The 17,521-nt window shown below is 59.8% G+C and carries 18 protein-coding genes; 4 read left to right on the forward strand and 14 right to left on the reverse strand.

Annotated elements, in window-relative coordinates; genetic code table 11:
* Positions 1–13 precede the first annotated feature (13 nt).
* The 11 genes from K529_RS10970 to K529_RS11020 form a co-directional block, all read right to left on the reverse strand.
* On the reverse strand, positions 14–2,062 hold the full coding sequence (locus K529_RS10970; RefSeq protein WP_005619289.1) for a type VI secretion system Vgr family protein: 2,049 nt from the start codon (positions 2,060–2,062) through the stop codon (positions 14–16).
* 360 nt (positions 2,063–2,422) lie between these two features.
* Positions 2,423–2,899, reverse strand: coding sequence for a hypothetical protein (locus K529_RS10975; protein WP_005619287.1), 477 nt, complete (start codon positions 2,897–2,899; stop codon positions 2,423–2,425).
* A gap of 2 nt (positions 2,900–2,901) precedes the next feature.
* The gene (locus K529_RS10980) at positions 2,902–3,723 is read right to left on the reverse strand and encodes a DUF3100 domain-containing protein (RefSeq protein ID WP_005619285.1); all 822 of its coding nucleotides are present in this window, start codon (positions 3,721–3,723) and stop codon (positions 2,902–2,904) included.
* Positions 3,724–3,831: 108 nt separating this feature from the next.
* Positions 3,832–5,367, reverse strand: coding sequence for an aldehyde dehydrogenase family protein (locus tag K529_RS10985; protein WP_046002095.1), 1,536 nt, complete (start codon positions 5,365–5,367; stop codon positions 3,832–3,834).
* Positions 5,367–6,278 carry an NAD(P)-dependent oxidoreductase gene (locus K529_RS10990; RefSeq protein ID WP_005662062.1) on the reverse strand — a complete coding sequence of 304 codons (912 nt, stop codon included), beginning with the start codon at positions 6,276–6,278 and terminating at the stop codon, positions 5,367–5,369. The genes K529_RS10985 and K529_RS10990 overlap by 1 nt, the downstream gene beginning before the upstream one ends.
* A 128-nt stretch (positions 6,279–6,406) precedes the next feature.
* Complete coding sequence (locus K529_RS10995; RefSeq protein ID WP_005662064.1) at positions 6,407–7,315, reverse strand: LysR family transcriptional regulator; 909 nt, start codon at positions 7,313–7,315, stop codon at positions 6,407–6,409.
* Entirely contained in the window at positions 7,315–8,454 is a 1,140-nt protein-coding gene (locus K529_RS11000) for an amidohydrolase (protein ID WP_005662066.1), read from the reverse strand. Before K529_RS11000 ends, K529_RS10995 begins: the two co-directional genes overlap by 1 nt.
* Positions 8,455–8,462: 8 nt before the next feature.
* Positions 8,463–9,356 carry a VOC family protein gene (locus K529_RS11005; RefSeq protein ID WP_005662069.1) on the reverse strand — a complete coding sequence of 298 codons (894 nt, stop codon included), beginning with the start codon at positions 9,354–9,356 and terminating at the stop codon, positions 8,463–8,465.
* A complete protein-coding gene (locus K529_RS11010; RefSeq protein ID WP_227512319.1) occupies positions 9,353–10,138 on the reverse strand; it encodes a serine O-acetyltransferase in 786 nt (261 codons plus the stop codon). The genes K529_RS11005 and K529_RS11010 overlap by 4 nt, the downstream gene beginning before the upstream one ends.
* Positions 10,139–10,269: 131 nt before the next feature.
* Positions 10,270–10,932 (reverse strand): GntR family transcriptional regulator, encoded by a 663-nt coding sequence (locus tag K529_RS11015; protein ID WP_005649814.1) that lies wholly within the window; start codon positions 10,930–10,932, stop codon positions 10,270–10,272.
* 32 nt (positions 10,933–10,964) lie between these two features.
* Positions 10,965–11,666 carry a M48 family metallopeptidase gene (locus K529_RS11020; RefSeq protein WP_005649811.1) on the reverse strand — a complete coding sequence of 234 codons (702 nt, stop codon included), beginning with the start codon at positions 11,664–11,666 and terminating at the stop codon, positions 10,965–10,967.
* A 112-nt stretch (positions 11,667–11,778) separates the two neighbouring features.
* Between K529_RS11020 and K529_RS11025 the strand changes: the two genes are divergently transcribed.
* Positions 11,779–12,108 (forward strand): TIGR02300 family protein, encoded by a 330-nt coding sequence (locus K529_RS11025; RefSeq protein ID WP_005649809.1) that lies wholly within the window; start codon positions 11,779–11,781, stop codon positions 12,106–12,108.
* Between the two features lie 216 nt (positions 12,109–12,324).
* Positions 12,325–12,756: a DUF1489 family protein gene (locus tag K529_RS11030; RefSeq protein WP_040643302.1), complete on the forward strand. Its 432-nt coding sequence runs from the start codon at positions 12,325–12,327 to the stop codon at positions 12,754–12,756.
* Between the two features lie 156 nt (positions 12,757–12,912).
* Here K529_RS11030 and hisG read toward each other — a convergent pair whose 3' ends face one another.
* Genes hisG through hisS form a run of 3 tightly spaced genes read right to left on the reverse strand, consistent with a single transcriptional unit; the run spans position 12,913 to position 16,210 of the window.
* Positions 12,913–13,605: an ATP phosphoribosyltransferase gene (gene hisG, locus K529_RS11035; RefSeq protein ID WP_005649804.1), complete on the reverse strand. Its 693-nt coding sequence runs from the start codon at positions 13,603–13,605 to the stop codon at positions 12,913–12,915.
* Complete coding sequence (locus K529_RS11040) at positions 13,602–14,693, reverse strand: ATP phosphoribosyltransferase regulatory subunit (protein WP_005649801.1); 1,092 nt, start codon at positions 14,691–14,693, stop codon at positions 13,602–13,604. Before K529_RS11040 ends, hisG begins: the two co-directional genes overlap by 4 nt.
* Before the next feature lie 2 nt (positions 14,694–14,695).
* A complete protein-coding gene (hisS, locus tag K529_RS11045; protein ID WP_046002096.1) occupies positions 14,696–16,210 on the reverse strand; it encodes a histidine--tRNA ligase in 1,515 nt (504 codons plus the stop codon).
* A 142-nt stretch (positions 16,211–16,352) separates the two neighbouring features.
* On the opposite strand from hisS, the gene K529_RS11050 reads away from it, so the two are divergent.
* Together K529_RS11050 and K529_RS11055 are read left to right on the forward strand one after the other, a co-directional pair.
* The gene (locus K529_RS11050; protein ID WP_005619763.1) at positions 16,353–16,547 is read left to right on the forward strand and encodes a SlyX family protein; all 195 of its coding nucleotides are present in this window, start codon (positions 16,353–16,355) and stop codon (positions 16,545–16,547) included.
* Between the two features lie 149 nt (positions 16,548–16,696).
* Positions 16,697–17,185: a DUF995 domain-containing protein gene (locus tag K529_RS11055; RefSeq protein ID WP_005619765.1), complete on the forward strand. Its 489-nt coding sequence runs from the start codon at positions 16,697–16,699 to the stop codon at positions 17,183–17,185.
* Positions 17,186–17,521: the final 336 nt, after the last annotated feature.

The raw sequence follows: 17,521 nt of genomic DNA on the forward strand, positions 1-17,521 counted from the left end.
TCCCTGATTGGGCTCAGTCTTTCTGAGTGACGCATTCTTCGACCAACGGCAGAGCGTCGCGCGCTGCGTTTTGCAAGGTCGGCACCTGTGCGCTGCCGCTGCCGCCCATGCTCACCGCCCCTTTCAGGTTGATGCTGCCCGCCTCAAGCGTGATGCCGGATGCATCCAAAGTGATCTTACCACCCGGGCCTTTGATGACGAATTTCTCGTAGGCCATCAGAGTGTGCTTCGCGGTGTTATTAGTGATCGCCTCTGTGACGTTCAGGGTCGATTTCCCAAACACGGTTTCCTCGTGATTGCGCCCGATTTGCACCAGATGATCGGCATAGATGTCCTGTTTGTGGATGTTTCCAACCACATGCACGTGATCCTTGCCGTATTTTTCCTGCTGGTCACGCCCAACCTGATAGATCACGTCCTGTCCAATGTTCTCGCGCTGATCGCGCCCAACCGACATGGTTTCATCCTGACCGACGGCTTGTGAGCGGTCACGCCCGATGGAGTTGGTCTCGTCCCGCCCGATGGTCTTGGAGCGGTCATTCTCAATGACGATCTCCTGATCCTTCTGACCGTGCATATAGATCAGCTCTTCGTCGCGCTCATCCTCAAAGGTCAGCTCGTTAAAGCCGCTGCCCTTGTGGGTGTCGGTCTTGAAGACGGATTTGGTCTTGTTTGCGGGCAGCGGATAGGGCGGTTTGTTCTTACCGTTGTAAACACAGCCCGACACCAGCGGTTTATCCGGGTCGCCCTCAAGGAATTCGACCACAACTTCCATACCGATGCGAGGGATCACCATGCCGCCCCAGCCTTGGCTTGCCCAGTTTTGCGACACCCGGCAGCGCATAGAATAGGCTTTTTCGAGATCCCAGTGGAAATGCACCAGAATGCGGCCGTATTCATCGCAGTCAATTTCGCCTTCACCAACCACAACAGCGGTCTGTGGGCCTTGCACAACCGGGCGCGGCGTGGTGCGCGGTGGCACCATCGGCGCAGTGGTCGGCATCAATTTATAATCCCCGACGAAGGGGCGTTCTTCCGCGACCGCCTCGCGGTTGGAGCCGTAACTTTGGCTGACAAAACGATACCGCGCTGCAAGACAAATGTGGTCACTGCCATTCCCGGGCACCGCGTCGCCTCCGGCGAGATGCACCACGTGACCGGGGCGAAAACCGATCAGATCGCCAGTGGCTGCATGACGTGCGTCATTGCCGCGCTCTTCTTCGCACCGCAATTGCGCGACCTTGTTGCCACGACCTAGGTCGAGGTAATCGCCCGGATAATCATAGGCCTCAAGCTGGCCTTCGGCATATTGCGCATCGCCCATGCGATCCGATTCCATAGCGGCCGTGGGCGTTTTAAAGTTGTAATCCATCAGACGGGTCGCACCCGTGGTCAGGCGCCGCTCTGGGCCCCACTCCCAGAAATGCTCGCCGCCGGTGCCTTTGTTCTGGCCCATGCCGTAAAACGGACGCGTGCCGAAGGTCTCGTGCTTCAGCACATCGTCGGTCATCACCAGCGTATGCGCGCCTTCTTGGTGACGGAAGTGGAAGGACAGACCGAAACGCTCCATCAGACGTCGTGCAAAGGCCAGATCGCTCTCGCGGTATTGCACGGTATATTCAAGCTCCGGGTAATCCCCGATTAGCGCCACCTCCAGATGCGGCTCACCCAGGTGGGCATAGTCAGAGAGCAGCTCCTCAATAATCTCAACCACGGTTTTATTGTGGAAAATGCGCATATTGCGCCGCTGGCCTGCCAGCCAGAACCAAGGCCGCAGACGCAGATCGTAGCGCCAGCCATTTTCGCTGGGGCCTTTCCATCGCGCCTCGGTGACGATGCCGTCAAAATGCGCAGGCCCATCAGCACCGACAAGCGTTACAGTCGCATGGGTACCCAGCAGCGAGTCGAAATCGAGATCGTCACGGGTCGCAACCGCTTCGACCGTGAAATCGAACAGCCCGCTTAGCGCTTCGTCGCCGTCAAACCGCCGCAGAACCAGAATATCCGGCCCCAAAACGGTGGTGAGTCGCCCGAGTCGGGCGTCTTGCGAAAATACACTCATCAAACATGCCTCTTAAAGATGCGCGGACTGTATCAAAACAACTAGGAGGGTCAACATCATGCGCGTTCTTTCCAAGCTGCGTCCCGCTCCCACCCGTTTCAAATATGGTTCAGATCGCTCGGGACAAGCCCATTGGATTGACGTGCCGACGAGGCAATATCCCTCGAAATTCAATATTGTTGCCTGATCAGGATGGCAGAATAGCCACTCCAACCGGAAGGGGAATTTTGCCAACGTCGTAACATCGCCGCATTAGATCCGACTAATGCTCAGCGCTTCCCACAGGGACCAAAAGAAAACCTCTGCCCACAGGGTGTGCGGGCAGAGGCCAGAACCTTTATTTCGGCGTTGCGGACCGGATCAGAGGAACATCTGCGCCACGATTGCAGAACCGACATAAGTGCCTGTCATCACCAGCACCGCTACAACGGCGATCTTCCAGCCAGAGGTCTTGGCGATTTCGATCTCCCGCTTGGCAATCGCGATACCCGCGTAGGCCAGACAAGGCGTTGCCAGCGTCAAAAAGTTCACATGCCCGACCTTTTCCAGCACCCAAGCACTGCCCGGTGTCCACGGCAGCGTCATCACAATGCCAACCAAGGAAATCCACGCAACGGAGGGCAATTTGAACGGCACAAACTCCGTCAGCAACAGCCCTACCATACAAATCAGCCACAGGACGATCAGCCCAACCAGCCCTTCGGGTACAGTGTTGTCGGTGGCGACGGTATTGCCCACCAGCGCCACCACACTGACCACGATCAGCGCGGCAGCATGCATACCAAGACTGAGTTTTTCCTCAACAGTGGGATCTTCGAAAGATTGCGTATCGCTCATGATTATTCTCCCGCCTGAGGGGCTGCGTTTTTGTCTGACCCGAGCCAGTCATAGAGTTTCTCCGTTACGGGCAATGCCACGAACACACAGAGATACATGCCGGTGGCATAGGTCAGCACGTTGCTGGCCCCGGCCAATGCGAGAATCTGATCTTTCATCTCTGGCACGGCGCTCACCAGTGCACCGGAACAAGCTGCCATCATCGAGCCCGAGCCAATGCCACAAGCCATGGCCAGAGCCTCAATAGAGAACATCCCAGTTGTAGCGAGGATCGATGCGAGAATTGCAAAGATAAAAGTGCCAAAAAGCGTGCCGATCACATAGACCCCCATGACGCCCGCGCCCTCTTGGCTTTTGAGACCGTATTTATCCGCGATAATCGCAATATTAGGCTCGCGCGCGACGGAGAAACACGCCCCAATCGACTCGCGCCCCATGCGCAGCACCAGCACCGCAACAGGGAATGCCAGAATAATCGTCGCGAGGTTGCCCAGCTCTTGCAGGATCAACGCCGGACCTGCAGCGATGATGGTTTCCATCGACGGGCCGATGATCGTGCCGAATTTCGCAATAAAGGGCATGATGGCGATCACGATCATGGGCGAAGCCGCCTTCACGTCACGATCCTTGATCCAGACCTTGGCCGCGCTGACCACATTCGGGTTGATCAACAGCCCCAACACAAAGGCGTAGAGCAGCGGCAAAAGCAGGATCGCACCAAAGCCAATCGGCACCTTAATGACGCCGATCGCCTCAGCGATTACGGTGATGGCAATTGCGCTGAGATGCAATCGCCAATCTAACACGATGTCCTTGATATCCATGGATTATACCTTCCGTTGGTTCCATTTGCGCCCTTCTGACCGGGGCAATTGGTTTTGACAATGGGGCCACCGGGTTTGAGGCCCCATTTAGCGTTTCTTGTTAGGATTTTATCCGGGGGCGTAGCCAAAGCCCTGCACCGGGTTTTCGGCCGTTTCGACCCAGACTGATTTGGTCTGTGTATAGGCCGCAAGCGCCTCACGCCCGGATGAGCGGCCATAGCCGGAGCGGCCAAACCCACCAAAGGGCGACATGACGTTGATGGTCTTGTAACTGTTGATCCAGAAGGTGCCCGCACGCACGTTGGCCGCCACCCGGTGCGCCCGCCCCACGTCGCGCGTCCAGACTGCCCCCGCCAAACCATAGGGCGTGGCATTGGCAAGGTTCACGGCCTCTTCTTCGTCATCGAAGGGCAGAACCGAGACCACCGGACCAAAGACTTCTTCATTGGCGATCTCCATCTGCGGCGTCACCCCATCCAGAACGGTGGGCGCATAGAAGAACCCGCCGCAGGAAGAGAGCGCATCTGGCTTGCTCCCGCCGCTTGCGATCCGTGCGCCTGCCGCGGTGGCCTCTTTGACCATTGCGTCGATCTTGCTCCATTGACGCAGGTTGTTGACTGGCCCCACTTGCGTCATCGGGTCCATCGGCACGCCCACCGGGATACGCGCGGCAGCGGTGGCGAGTTTATCAACCACCTCGGCCTGCACCGAGCGGTGCACCAAGAGGCGCGAACCTGCGACGCAGCTTTGCCCACAGGAGGCAAAGATCGCCGCCTGCGCACCCACCACGGCTCGGTCGATATCGGCATCGTCAAAGACGATATTGGCCGACTTGCCACCTAGCTCCAGCACCGAGGGGATCAGACGTTTGGCGGCCGCAGCCGCGATCTTACTGCCTGCCTCAGCAGATCCTACAAAGACCACCAAAGCAGTCTCGGGATTGTCGATCATCGCCTGCCCCGATCCCGGCCCATCGCCTGCGATCACATTGACTAGTCCCTTGGGAGCGCCAGCTTTTTCGCACAGGATGCCGATCACCACCGAGGTCAGCGGCGTCAGTTCTGAGGGTTTGATCATCACCGCGTTGCCTGCACAAATCGCAGGGGCGACCTGCCAGCAGCAGGTAAAAAGCGGGGCGTTCCACGGTGTGATCTGCGCCACCACGCCAAGCGGCTCTTGGCGAGTGTAGTTCAGATGGCTTGAGGGGACTGGGATCACATCGCCGGTGATTTTGTCACACCAGCCAGCATAATACTCAAACATCTCTGCCATACGCGCAGGCTCACCGCCGGTGTCGCGCACTGGCCGCCCGGACGACAGAGCCTCAAGCTCCGAGAGGGCCGTGGCGTGCTGGCGGATCTGGCGTCCGATCTCAAACAGGATGCGCCCGCGTTCTGACGCGGTCTTGGCGTACCATTCCTTTTGCGCAGCTTTGGCGGCCTCTGCTGCGCGTGCCACAACCTCAGCGCCTGCATCACGGTAGCGGGCAAAAACCGCACCAGTGGCGGGGTCGGTCAGTTCCAACTCTGCGCCCGCTCCGGGTACAAGGTCGCCGCCCACATAGGATTGCACCTCCGCCGAGCCGGTCAGTTCGCGCAACAGGTCCGCAACGCGGACTGACGTATCGATCATGTCCTGTGTCATCAATTCTTCTCCTTCGCGCTCAGGCGATCGACCTCTGGGTCCCCCATGAGCATAAAATCATCGCTGTCCTTCAGGCCGGAGTGACCTTCGGCCCAAAGCGTTGCAGCAAGGTCGGCCACGGGCGTTGCCACCCCAGCCTCCACCGCCAATTCGCGGGCCAGTCGCAGATCCTTACGCATCAAGCCAGTGGAGAACCCGCTGTCAAAACTGCGTGGCAGCACCCAGTTCGGGTAGTGGATTTCCGAGATCGCGCTGCGGCCCGTGGCGGCATTTACAACTTTCAGCATCTCTTCTGCGTGGACGCCTGCAGCCTCTCCCAGACGCAGGGCTTCCAGTGTGGTGACCATGTGATTGGCGACCAGCATATTGTTCACGAGCTTGGCGACATTGCCCGCGCCACTGGGGCCGACATGCATGATCTTTGCGGCCATGGCCTCTAACGCGGGCATCGCCGCCTGGACCCATTGCGCCTCACCACCAAGCATGACCGAAAGCTGACTGGAGGCCGCGCCAGCGGGGCCACCACTGACGGGTGCGTCCAAAAAACCGTGGCCAGCCGCCGACAATTCCGCAGATAGCGCACGGCTGGTCGCCGCCTCAGAGGTGGAGGTATCGATGATGATCTTCGCGGCCTGTCCCTGTGCCAACAGATTTGCGCCCAGAGCCGATTGAACAACCGTCTGAACATGCTGCGCGGTTGGCAGGGACAATACGATCACATCTGCATCCGCAAAGACTGCATCGGTGGTCTCGACAGTGGTAACCCCCGCATCGGTGGCGCGTTCGCGCGCTGGATCTGCAGGGTCAAATCCCACCACCGTGAATCCTGCTTTCAGGAGGCTGGTGGCCATCCCCAATCCCATTGCGCCAAGGCCGATAACCCCTGCCCGCGTGCCGTTCGTCGCTGCCATATGTGTCTGCTTCCTGTTGTGTTGCGCCCATACCGGGCCCTTCACATCAGGAAACCGCAGTCAGGGTGATCACAGGAAGAGTGGCATTCGCGCACAGTGCGTTGCCTTGGTGGCAACGCAGGAACCCGTCAGTTGCGAAACGCCAGCATATTTTCGGCAAGGTGTCGCGCCACCAGCGAAACGGACCTTGGCAGGCGGCGTCGGGCGCGCACCATCAGGTGCGTACTGACCTGCTGAAGCGAGGTTTCCTCAATATCAAGCACCGCCAGATCGCCGCGTTCGGCCTGACTGGTTGCGGAAAAGCGCGGCAGAAAGCTCACCCCGACGCCCGCGCAGACATAACGGATCAACAGCGGGATTGAGGCCGTCTCCACCTGTACCCGCAGCGCCAGCCCGCGATCTGCTGCCGCCTGCCCGACGAGGTGACGGATCGCATAGCCTGCATTGAGCATCGCCACCGGATGCTCCAGCACCTCGGCCAGGCTCACACTTGTTCGTTCTGCGAGCGGCGAGTTGCGCGGCACAATTGCACAAAGGGATTGCCGCGAATGGGCCAGCGACCGCGTGGCCTCCGTCATCAGCGGATTATAGGCGATACCGATATCGCTTTCGCCTTCTATGACCTTGCGCTGCAGCTCATCCGTGCCCGCATGATCAATGACGAAACGCAGTTCGGGATGCGCGCGTGTCAGGCCCAGCAGGCCGTTCTCCATCAGGTCCGCAGCAAAGCCCTCACCGGTTGCGATCCGCACGATCTGGCTGCGACCATCACGAAAATGACCGATCTGGTCCAGAAGATAGGTCTGCTCGTCGCGCATATGCTGGGCGTGTTCGCGCAGCAGCTCTCCGGCTTCGGTCAAAGCGACGCCTTTGGAGCTGCGCTCAAACAGGGTGACCCCAAGCCGCGCCTCAGCCTCGGCGATTTTGCGCGAAATTGCCGATGGGACAACATTCAGCCGATCCGCCGCGCGACGGATCGAGCCTTCATGCGCCACCGCGAGGAATTCGCGCAGGAATTTGGTCTCTAGCGCGTCCATCAGGCCGCCAAGACACGCCGCACCAGACGCACCCAGAACTCTGCACCAACGGGAAGCACCGCATCGTTGAAATCGAACTTCGCCGAATGCAGCCCCGGATTTTCACCCTCACGCGCAGCCCCAAGCCAGATATAGGCTCCGGGCACTTCATTGAGCATAAAGGCAAAATCTTCTGATGCCATGCTGGGGGCCGCAATTGCGGTATTAAGCCCCATCTCGGCGGCAACGTCACGCGCCACAGCGGCCTCAGCGGCGGAATTGATCGTCGCCGGATAGCGGCGCTGATAGTCGATACGCGCCGCGCAGCCCTGCGCGGCGGCACAGGCATTTGCGACCTCTTTCACGCGGGCCTCAATGGTGTCGCCCGCATCAGGATCAAACCAGCGTGCTGTACCGCGCAAAACCGCCCGGTCCGGGCAAACATTCCATGCGGAGCCCGAGTGGATTTGCGTCACCGACACCACACCCGGCTCCAGCGGAGAGAGGGACCGCGCCGGTATTTCCTGCAAAGCCGACGCCATAGCCGCCGCAGCTGCAATTACCCCGTCCGACTGTTCTGGCATCGCCCCGTGCCCGCCACGTCCGGACACCTCAATTTCAAAGACCGCAAAGGCCGCCATCATCTTGTCGTCGCGCGCCACCATGCGCCCCGGTGCAAGCCCCGGCCAGTTGTGAATGCCATAGACCTGATCGACCGGAAATTCACGAAACAAACCCTGTTCGATCATCACCCGCGCGCCGCCGTCGTTTTCTTCGGCGGGTTGGAAAATCAGTGTCACGGTGCCTTGTTTGACACCTTCCTCAGCGATCTTTCGCGCTGCCAGCAGCAGCATCGCGGTGTGCCCATCATGTCCGCAGGCATGCATCTTGCCCGGTGTGGCAGACGCATAATCCAGCCCCGTGGCCTCATCCATGGGCAGTGCATCGATATCGGCGCGCAGACCAATCACCGGCGCGCCCTGCCCCATTTGGGCAACCACGCCGGTGCCGGCGAATCCGCGATGCACTCGCCACCCCCATTCCCCCAAAAGCGTTGCGATTTTCTCAGAGGTGCGGTGCTCCTCAAACCCCAGTTCCGGGTGGCGGTGAAGGTCGCGGCGCAAGGCGATGGCGTCATTGATATGCGAAGTGTCGAACATGGTATCTCTCAGGTCTTTGGTATTTCTTGAAAGCTCAGCAGGATGCCGCCCAGACGCGTGACGTCGCTGAGGACCAGCGCACCGTCAACCTCACGAGAGGTAAAATTCGCGGCCGTAATAAAGGGGCGCAACCGGGACAGCGACTCACACCGGATATCCAGCGAGATGACAGATGGCGCACCATCTGGAGCTAGTTCATCCGGCAGCGCACCAAAGAGCAGGGGCGCAGTGGCGCGGCTGACAACGCGCCAATCACCGTTCGCAGTCGCGACCGCAAAGCCCCAGTCGGTGTCTCGAACGGCATCCGCGCCATGCAAAACCGCCAGCCAATCACGCACCGCGGGCTGGGCGTCAGGTTCGGCCAAGATGGTCGCAGAAGCGAAACCGTGGGCTCCATTGGGATGGTCCATCCAGTCCGGAAATTCAATCAGGTCGCGGCGGTGTTGCTGGCAGGCGAACATGCTGAGCCGGGGTAGCCCTGCCCGCGTGAATATCTTGAGCGTGGTTTTGGTGCGGTCCGGTGCGCCGTCATCGCGCATCACATCGCGGCCAAACTCTATGGTGCCCTCACAGGTGCCTCCCTGCGCCACGACGCGCGCTTCGTCCGCCGCCGCATCACGGGAGTTTAGCGCAGAGAGACAAACCCCGTCGCGCTCTGCCAGCCAATGCTGCACGTGACGCCCGAAACGGAATTCACCCGCAGCATATGTGTCGAGCAGGCTTTCATCCTGAACTCCCACCAATTCGAGCAGTTGATCGCGAAAAATGACCAACGCCGTAGAGGTGCCCCATGGGTGCATTCCCGGCGGTTTCATCAAAAACCCAAGGCTGCAGTAGATTTCGCGCATCATCGACAAGTCGCGCACGCACACCAACGGGTGATCTAGACCAAGCGAACTCATGCACCCTCTCCTCTAAGCTGTTCTAATGATGTGAAGCCAGCAAACCGCGCCGCCCCGCGATCTTGCGCGCGCGGCCCGGTGACCACATGACCCGCAGGCACATCGCGCGTCACCACCGCTCCGGCAGCGATGGTCGCGCCTGCGCCGATTTCCACCGGCCCAAGGATCGTCGCCCCCGCTCCGACGACGACACCGCGCCGCAAAATCGGGTGACGGGCGTCTCCCATGTCGACAAAATTCGAGCCCAAGGTCACGCCATGCCAAAGCGATACATCATCCTCGATCACAGCGGTCTGGCCGATCACCAGCCCCAGCCCATGATCCACCCAAACCCCGCGACCTATCGTAGCTTGTGGCCAGATCTCGACCGAAAGCGCGCGGGTGAATTGTAACTTCAAACCCAGCGCCAGCGGCTCACGTCCAGCGGTCCACAACGCGCGGGTCAGACGGTAAGACAAGAGCGCCTGAAACCCATGCGCCATATGCAGTACCGGCGCAGCACCTCCGGGGGCCTCATCCCGCGCGGTCGTGGCAAGAAGATCGTCGAGCACAACCTCCACCAAATCTGGCGAGCACGCAAAGATCTCTGCCGCTGTGCGGCGCACCAGATCTCGGAGTGCTGTCTCTGGCATGCAGGAAGCAAGAACAGTGGCAAGGAGCGACGGAACATCTGAAATCTGTTGCGGATCATAGCCGTAGACCACACGCAAATCGGGATCTGCCTCAAACAAGCTGCGCACGGCGGGCAGCAGGCTTTGTCTCAGTGGGTTGGCGCGCATCATATCCTCACTCGCTGCTCCTGACCGGAGACTGCACAGATCACGCGATCTTCACAAGACACAGTTCGGCAGCGCCGCGTTGCCTATGCGAGAACGCGTTGGACATCTCAAAAGAACGCCACTGCGCACCAAAGCTATCCTGCCAGCAGCCGAAGCCCTTGAGTCACATCGGTGCGCACCGCAAGCCTGAGCCCCGGCTCATCGCCCGCTTTTAAGGCGGCAATGATCAACTTGTGGTTCTGCGGTGGCTCGGTTCGCCCCAACCGTCCATAAAGCGCCCGCATGGTCGGTCCCAACTGCAACCAGACCGTTTCCGCCATCGCCAGCATCGCAGGCGCCTGCGCACGCAGATAGAGCGTACGGTGAAATTCGAGATTGGTCCGAATATACCCCACCGCGTCGCGTTTGGAGATCATCTCCGCCACGGTGCCATTGATCGCCTGCAACCGGTCTATCAACGCCATATGCGCCCGCGGTAGCGCACGCGAGGCCAGTTCCACCTCAATCAGAGCGCGCAGGGCGGCCAGTTCTTCGATCCGCTCATTGGACAACTCCGGAGTTGACACACGCCCGGACGACGACAAAAAGAGCGCCCCTTCTGCCACCAAACGCCGTACGGCCTCTCGCGCAGGCGTCATCGAGACATCATAGTCCTTGCCAATACCGCGCAGGGTCAGCGCCGCCCCCGGTGCAATCGCCCCGTGCATGATACGGGTTCGTAAGGCGCGATAGACGCGATCATGGGCGGAACCCGTATTTTCAGCAGTGGGCCGATTGCCCGTCAGCAGCTTATCCATGACGCAGCATGTGATCACAAATCATCGGAAGATCAATCCCCCTCGGCAGCCTCATCGAAACGATAACGGTGCAGCGCATTGCCTTCGCCCTGCAACCAGCGGCGCTGCGCACGGTAATCGCCATGTATTTTCTCAACGACAGCCCAGAATGCGCGTGAGTGGTTCATCTCTTGCAGATGTGCAACTTCATGCGCTGCGACATAGTTCAGTATTTCGGGCGGGGCGAGAATGAGCCGCCAAGAATACATCAAGCCCCCGGTCGATGAACAGGACCCCCAGCGAGACCGCGTATCACGCAGAGTGAGACTCGTGTACCTGCACCCGAGCCGGGCCGCATAAAGATCTGACGCTGCAGCCAGCCGATCCCGTGCCAATTCCCGTAAGTATCGCTGCAGCCGCCGCGCAGGTGCGGGCTCCGGCACCAACAGCATATCGTTTTCGCGCATCACACGGCGTCCTGTACCTACACGGATGGACACCTCTCGCCCCTCAACGGGCAGGGTCGCCCCAAGGCCTACATCAATCCGCTCTGGCTGTTTCGCCAGATGACCTCGGATCCATTCTTCCTTTTCCAGCAGAAATGCCCGCCCCTCCCGCTCGGAGACCCGTTTCGGCAGCGTCAGGGTCACCCGCCCATCGAGCGAAGAGATCCGCAGAGACATGCGGCGAGCCTGCGCAGACCTGCGCAAAGTCACTCGTACTTCCGGTTCACCCGCGAGGCTCAGTTCCGGCATCACGTTCCTCCTCATACGCCACAGGCGAGCAAAGGCTTTGACAGGGTAGGCGGCATATGGCAAGGCACCTGAATCGTCTCACCGACTCATGCTATTTTATAAGGGAATCCACATGCCCAAGGAAGAATGGGGTACGAAACGCGTCTGCCCGACCACTGGCAAACGGTTCTACGACCTGAACAAGAACCCGATCATCAGCCCCTACACCGGCGAAGCTGTCGAAATTGACACCACCAAGAGCCGTATGATCGAAGCCGACGCCGAAGATGCCGCAAGCCTGAAGGCGAAGCAGAACAACGATTCTGACGATGCGGTCCTCGACGATGATGATGATGCCGTTGATATGGATCTCGGCGATGACGTGCTGGACGACGACGATGAAGAGGACAACGTCTCCCTCGACGAACTCGCCGATGTCGCGTCTGAAGACGAAGAAACCTGATCACTTCAATCTCCCCCGCGCTGATCAATAGCATCGGGGGAGATTGCTCATCGGTACAACACAGCGCCAAAGAGCGCGGGTTGCGACCTCGCCTCTCACGGCTCCGATAGCAGACGCGTGTCACAAGGGTGCCAGTCTCAACACCCAGCGCTTGTCGTTCTCCGCACTCAGGCTACAATATCAAGCCGAACGTCTGGGCGACTCTGGGGACATCTTGTGGATAAACATATAAACCTCGTTAAGCTCTCCGTAGGCACGGAAAGCGTAGAGGGTTTGGTGGACTGGCAAACGGTCTATGCCAAACGCTGGCAAGATGGGCTGCCCCGTCACGTTACACGCATGTGGCCCAAACGTGAGCCGGAAATCCTGCAAGGTGGGTCGATCTATTGGGTCATCAAAGGGTTGATCCAATGCCGTCAGCGCATTCTACGAATGGACGAAGTGTTCGGCGATGACGAGATCCGACGTTGTGCGATCGTCCTTGATCCCGAAATCCACCGGACACATACGGCACCGAAACGCCCCTTCCAGGGATGGCGCTACCTGAAGCCTGAAGATACTCCATCTGACCTCCCGACAGGGCGTGAGAGCGAAGAGCCATTGCCTGCGGAACTCTCTCAGGCATTGGCTGAAATCGGTGTGGTCTGACGCCGAAGAAAAATAGGGGCTTTGCCCCTCCTGGCCTGATGGCCAGTTCACCCCAGGATATTTCAAGTTAGAAGAACCAAAAGGCCGCGATCCCCGCGGCCCTTCCTCTTCTAACCCAAATATCCCGGAGCGCGAGGCAGAGCCTCGCATCCACCATTAGTTATCAATCTTAACCAGTAGCGTCTTGAGCGCAGATTTTTCCTCTGACGTGCATTTCGCTACGCGGCTGCGCCACAGCGTTGCCTGGCTGCGCAGCACCAGGCCATCTGACAGGATTTTCAGGTGATTGGCGCGCAGGGTCTCTCCGGTGGAGGTAATATCGGCCACCATTTCGGCAGTCTCGTTTTTCACCGTGCCTTCGGTTGCACCCTGACTGTCGATCAGTTGGTAATCCGCAACACCTGCATCCGCCAGGAACTCACGAATGAGACGGTGGTATTTGGTCGCGATCCGCAATCTGTGGCCATGGGTACGCCGGAACGCGGCGGCAACAGCGTCGAGGTCTTCAAGCGTGTCCACGTCGATCCAGAACTGCGGCACCGCGAGGATCAGATCGGCCTCGCCAAAGCCCATCGGCTCGAGTTCTTCAACCTGCTGCTCCCAACGCGGCAGTTTTTCATGAACCAAGTCGGTGCCGGTCACGCCTAGGTGAATGCGACCCGCCGCCAGTTCACGCGGAATTTCTCCGGCCGACAGCAGCACCAGATCCACCCCTTCGACGCCCTCAACCGCACCTGCGTATTCGCGATCAGATCCGGTGCGCGACAGGGTGATGCCGCGTTTTGCAAACCAGTCGAAGGTCTTCTCCATCAGCCGCCCCTTGGACGGCACACCCAGTTTGATACTCATGACCGAACCTCCCCTTCAAGCGTCAGGATCAGGTCGGGGCGGATCACACCACCCACCGCTGGGATTTCATCCCCCTGCCCCAGATAGCGCGTCAGTGCGTCATAACGCCCTCCCGTTGCGATGGGGGGCAGGTCCGGACGGCGTTCGGCGTAAAAACCAAACACAAAGCCGTCGTAGTACTCCATAGAGGTGCGGCCATATGAGGCCTCGAAGTCGAGCTGATCAATCGCGATCCCGCGCGCCTTCATCGCAGATGTGCGGGCCTCCAGTCGATCCAGGGCCGGCAGAATCGCCGGCAGATCGACCGCAATATCGCGCATCTGTTCCAGCGCATAAGGCACCGTTTCGCGCACTGCCAGCAAGGCCTCCAGCGCTTCCATCTCATGTTCTGAGATGGGTGGCGCTGCCGCATCCGCACGCAGGGTTTCAACCCGCGCGTCAATCTCGGCAACGCGGCGCTTGCCGATCTCCGGTGCGGTGCCGGTCAGCGGGCCTGTGGTCGACAACAGCTTCTTGCGGCTCTCCGACATTGGCGTACGCCCGGCAAAGCGATCCAAGAGCGCGCGGAACCGGCGCGGACGCCAGATATGCCGCCGCAGGGCCGATTTGCGGACCTCCGTGGTGTTGAGCCCCTCGACCGCAGCCAAGAGGATACCAATGTCACCAGTTGCCACGCGCAATGCCAATCCACGCAATTGCAGTTGAAACAGCGCAAAGACCTCGGCATCCGCATCCGCCGGGTCGGTGCGGTCAAAGACCTCATAGCCCACCTGCACAAATTCATTGGCCCGGTCCGGGTCGTGTTCCTGACGCCGAAACACCTGCCCCGCATAGGTATAGCGCGCAGGTTCCGCACCACCCTTCATATGCATCTGCACCATTGGCAGGGTGAAATCCGGGCGCAGCATCTGCTCGCCCCGCAGCGCGTCTGAGGTCACGTAGGCGCGCGCACGGATATCCTCGCCATAGAGATCCAACAGGATATCAGCAGGTTGCAACAGCGGCGGGTCGACGACAACGCCGCCCGCCACTTCAAAGCGCTGACGCAACAGCGCCGCGCGGGCTTCGATCTGAGAACGATTGGGCATGTTCAGCCCTCCTGATCTTTGGCTTGGCTGGCGAGGATGTCACGCACCTTCGCGACCAACTCCGTGCGGGGCACTTCGAACTGGCTCGGGCGTTCCTTCCACTCTTCCAAGGTGGCGCTTTCAGCGATCTTGGCACCGAGGATCAGATCCTTGATCTGGATCACACCGCGTTCCTTTTCGTCGCCACCTTCGATCACAGCCACAGGCGAATGGCGTTTGTCCGCGTATTTCAATTGGTTGCCAAAGTTCTTGGGGTTGCCAAGATAGACCTCGGCGCGGATGCCCGCCTGACGCAGTTCGGCGACCATGGCCTGATAGTCGGCCATGCGGTCGCGGTCCATCACCGTCACCACCACCGGGCCGGTGGGGGTCGCGGCCAGGCGGCCCTTTTCGCGCAGCGCCGCCAACAGGCGATCAACCCCGATGGACAGACCCACCGCAGGCACCTCTTGACCAGTGAAGCGTTTCACCAGACCGTCGTAGCGCCCACCGCCCGCAACCGATCCGAACTGGCGTTTGCGGCCCTTTTCATCAAAGATTTCAAAGGTCAGCTCGGCCTCGAACACAGGGCCGGTGTAATAGCCAAGCCCGCGTACGATCGACGGGTCGATCAGGATGCGGTCGTCGCCATAACCCGCAGCGGCAAAGAGCGCGCCCATCAGCTCCAGTTCGGCAATGCCCTCTTGGCCAACCTTGCTGTCGCCCACGGCGGCGCGCAGGTTTGTCATGGTCTCTGCCACGGTGTCGCCCTTGGACGTCAGGAACGCCAGCACAGGCTCTGCCTGCTGGCCCTCAAGCCCCACGCCATCGATATAAGCGCCAGAGGCATCAAGCCGCCCCTTGCCCAGAAGCTCGCGCACGCCGCTCTCGCCCACCTTGTCGAACTTGTCGATGGTGCGCAGGACGTCGTCGCGCTTGGGATCTTCCTCGGCAAGGCCCATCGCCTCCAGCACACCGTTCAGAACCTTGCGGTTGTTGACGCGCACCAGATAGTCGCCACGCGGAATGCCAACCTTTTCAAGCGTATCCGACAGCATCATACAGATCTCTGCATCCGCCGCCATGGAGGCCGTACCAACCGTATCCGCATCGCATTGATAGAACTGGCGATAGCGACCGGGGCCCGGTTTCTCGTTGCGCCACACAGGTCCCATCGCAAAACGACGATAAGGGTTGGGCAGGTCGTTGCGGTGCTGTGCATAAACGCGGGCCAAGGGGGCGGTCAGGTCATAGCGCAACGCCATCCAGTCGCCCGGCTTGCCCTCGGGGTCGTTCTCGTCGGCCTCTTGCCACGCAAAAACACCGGCGTTCGGGCGATCCACATCGGGCAGGAACTTGCCCAGCGCCTCGACCGTTTCCACGGCAGAGGATTCAAGCGCCTCGAAGCCGTAATGATGGTAAACCTCCGCAATGGTGGCCAGCATATGCGTGCGCTGGGTCACCTCTTCGCCGAAATAGTCACGGAATCCCTTGGGCGTAATTGCCTTGGGACGGGGCTGTTTCTTGGCTTTGGCCATTGTGGCCTCCTTGCGGGTGGTTTCTCGCGCTTGCGTCTAGCCCAAGGGGCCTCAGTGAGCAAGGTGCGACGCCCTGCGCACGCCCCATGGACGCCTGCCCGCGCCCGCGTTACATCAGTCCGCAACACAGGAGCCATGCCCCATGCAACATCTCGAAGAACAGATCGCCTATCTGACCCGCACCGTCGATGAACTGAACGAGATCGTGACCAGCCAACAGTCGGACATCGACCTCCTGAAGCGGCGCGTGCAGATGCTGATGGAGCGCGAGGCCCAGCGCGAGGCCGAAGGCAGCGGTGGCGCGATTTTTGGCGACGAGCGCCCGCCCCACTACTAAGTGCCAAAGGGTTCGCGGCGGCTCTGGCGCATGATCCCAGCGGCCCCTTTCGCGTCTGCGATAGCTCTTGCCTTGCGGTTCAAAGTTTGGACAAGATTTTATATAAATTGACCCGTCTGCTCATTTTGACGCGCAAGGAGACATGACCCATGGTCCCGACGATCAAAACTCTACTGTCCATTTCGCTCGTAGCGAGCCTGCCTGTGGCCGCTGCAGCTGATCCGAAGCCCAGAAATGCGCGCCCCGCACCTGCTGGCAAAGTGATCGCAACCTACTCAGGCAAAACCGACATCTGGGGACAAGACTGTCAGGGTGGGATCTATTTCTCCCCGAACAATCAGGCGCGTGCCTGGTGCTCTGAGCAGTCTGAAAATATGGCTGCGGGCACATGGAGCGTCTCTGCCGATGGCACCCTTTGTCAGGACCTCACATGGTTCTATCCAGACGGCAGTGGCGCAGGCAGCTCTTCCTCAGAACCCCTTTGCATTCAACACGTTGTGAATGGTTGGGGTGTGATGTACCGCAGCTGGCCCGGCGACTCTGAATGGTGGCCGGTGACCTCCTCCAACAGCAGTTTCAAGCGTGGCTATGTGTTCCAGTCCGACGTGAACGCCGCAAAGAACAAACTCGGCCTTTAAGCCTGATCCAGAGTGATGCGATGAGGGCGCTGAGGTTTATCTGAACCTCGCGCCCTCATTAATTTCTAACGCTGTGTTTTCTATCAAAGCAGCCCGCGCGATCAGACCTTGGACGCGCAAAGAGCTGGGGGCTCATACGCCCTACGATGATGAGAATCCGTCACCGCACTATAGCGCCAAAGACGCGCATACTTGCTGTCTTAACGATTCCCGCAGGACGGACACCCCGACGCCGGTCGCGACAATTCCGCGCATTCCCCATGACTGTCCCAAAAATCGCAACAGAGGCAGGTCACTCGCAAATAAACGCAGAGCTTGGTCTGCGCAGAACAGCGG

Origin of the sequence: Tritonibacter mobilis F1926 (genome assembly GCF_000376545.2) — a bacterium.
In the GTDB taxonomy this organism is placed as follows: domain Bacteria; phylum Pseudomonadota; class Alphaproteobacteria; order Rhodobacterales; family Rhodobacteraceae; genus Epibacterium; species Epibacterium mobile.

What these genes read in the sequence shown, in the direction of transcription:
- K529_RS10970 (WP_005619289.1), bottom strand. Translation starts at nt 2,062, where the DNA reads ATGAGTGTATTTTCGCAAGACGCCCGACTCGGGCGACTCACCACCGTT.
- K529_RS10975 (WP_005619287.1), bottom strand. Translation starts at nt 2,899, where the DNA reads ATGAGCGATACGCAATCTTTCGAAGATCCCACTGTTGAGGAAAAACTC.
- K529_RS10980 (WP_005619285.1), bottom strand. Translation starts at nt 3,723, where the DNA reads ATGGATATCAAGGACATCGTGTTAGATTGGCGATTGCATCTCAGCGCA.
- K529_RS10985 (WP_046002095.1), bottom strand. Translation starts at nt 5,367, where the DNA reads ATGACACAGGACATGATCGATACGTCAGTCCGCGTTGCGGACCTGTTG.
- K529_RS10990 (WP_005662062.1), bottom strand. Translation starts at nt 6,278, where the DNA reads ATGGCAGCGACGAACGGCACGCGGGCAGGGGTTATCGGCCTTGGCGCA.
- K529_RS10995 (WP_005662064.1), bottom strand. Translation starts at nt 7,315, where the DNA reads ATGGACGCGCTAGAGACCAAATTCCTGCGCGAATTCCTCGCGGTGGCG.
- K529_RS11000 (WP_005662066.1), bottom strand. Translation starts at nt 8,454, where the DNA reads ATGTTCGACACTTCGCATATCAATGACGCCATCGCCTTGCGCCGCGAC.
- K529_RS11005 (WP_005662069.1), bottom strand. Translation starts at nt 9,356, where the DNA reads ATGAGTTCGCTTGGTCTAGATCACCCGTTGGTGTGCGTGCGCGACTTG.
- K529_RS11010 (WP_227512319.1), bottom strand. Translation starts at nt 10,138, where the DNA reads ATGATGCGCGCCAACCCACTGAGACAAAGCCTGCTGCCCGCCGTGCGC.
- K529_RS11015 (WP_005649814.1), bottom strand. Translation starts at nt 10,932, where the DNA reads ATGGATAAGCTGCTGACGGGCAATCGGCCCACTGCTGAAAATACGGGT.
- K529_RS11020 (WP_005649811.1), bottom strand. Translation starts at nt 11,666, where the DNA reads ATGCCGGAACTGAGCCTCGCGGGTGAACCGGAAGTACGAGTGACTTTG.
- K529_RS11025 (WP_005649809.1), top strand. Translation starts at nt 11,779, where the DNA reads ATGCCCAAGGAAGAATGGGGTACGAAACGCGTCTGCCCGACCACTGGC.
- hisG (WP_005649804.1), bottom strand. Translation starts at nt 13,605, where the DNA reads ATGAGTATCAAACTGGGTGTGCCGTCCAAGGGGCGGCTGATGGAGAAG.
- K529_RS11040 (WP_005649801.1), bottom strand. Translation starts at nt 14,693, where the DNA reads ATGCCCAATCGTTCTCAGATCGAAGCCCGCGCGGCGCTGTTGCGTCAG.
- hisS (WP_046002096.1), bottom strand. Translation starts at nt 16,210, where the DNA reads ATGGCCAAAGCCAAGAAACAGCCCCGTCCCAAGGCAATTACGCCCAAG.
- K529_RS11050 (WP_005619763.1), top strand. Translation starts at nt 16,353, where the DNA reads ATGCAACATCTCGAAGAACAGATCGCCTATCTGACCCGCACCGTCGAT.
- K529_RS11055 (WP_005619765.1), top strand. Translation starts at nt 16,697, where the DNA reads ATGGTCCCGACGATCAAAACTCTACTGTCCATTTCGCTCGTAGCGAGC.